This window comes from Aliivibrio sp. 1S128, from assembly GCF_001691065.1.
Taxonomy (GTDB): domain Bacteria; phylum Pseudomonadota; class Gammaproteobacteria; order Enterobacterales; family Vibrionaceae; genus Aliivibrio.
Genome location: NZ_MAJV01000064.1, coordinates 1 through 582 on the forward strand (window position 1 = coordinate 1; position 582 = coordinate 582).

Consider the following 582-nt stretch of genomic DNA (forward strand, 5'->3'; position numbering starts at 1 on the left):
CCTAAATGGATGCAACCAAGACGAATCCTCAACGTTAAGTACAGCCGTTGAACCACCCAAAACTGACGTCGAATTGCTTAACGAGCAAGAGTGGGACGACAACCGTGTTTATGTCACTAAAGACAACTACATCTTAATGAAAGAAGCCAATGGCACGATACCGGGAATAATGAAGCCCTGTTTTGTGGTTAACAGCGCCAAAGAATGGCCAAGAGAAGACTTGTCAAATGCGGACTCTTACGATTTACCGAGAGTAGATTTTAGGTGGAATAACGGAGATTTTGTTAGTGCATCAGCCAGTGAAAAAGCCATTTATGAATCTCACGACAAAGTATGGAGCATCAAAACAGATGGTACAGATTTACGATTAGTGACTGATGATTTTAGTGGCGATGTTCGTATCATGCGACGCTCACCTAATAACCGTTATTTAGCGTATTCATACGCATCAAGAACAAGCGGAGGGATAGATAAAGTTATTTTTGATGTGCAAGCGCAGGAGTCTATATTGCTTGGTACAGATTTAGGGCATTCTCAATTTTTATGGGCTGAAGATAGCAGTTATCTGTATTTTGAAGACAG

General features: G+C 41.2%; 1 pseudogene. It reads left to right on the forward strand.

The window, feature by feature from the left end:
- Nucleotides 1-582 (forward strand): annotated as a pseudogene (locus tag A6E03_RS09210) (hypothetical protein); the annotation flags it as partial.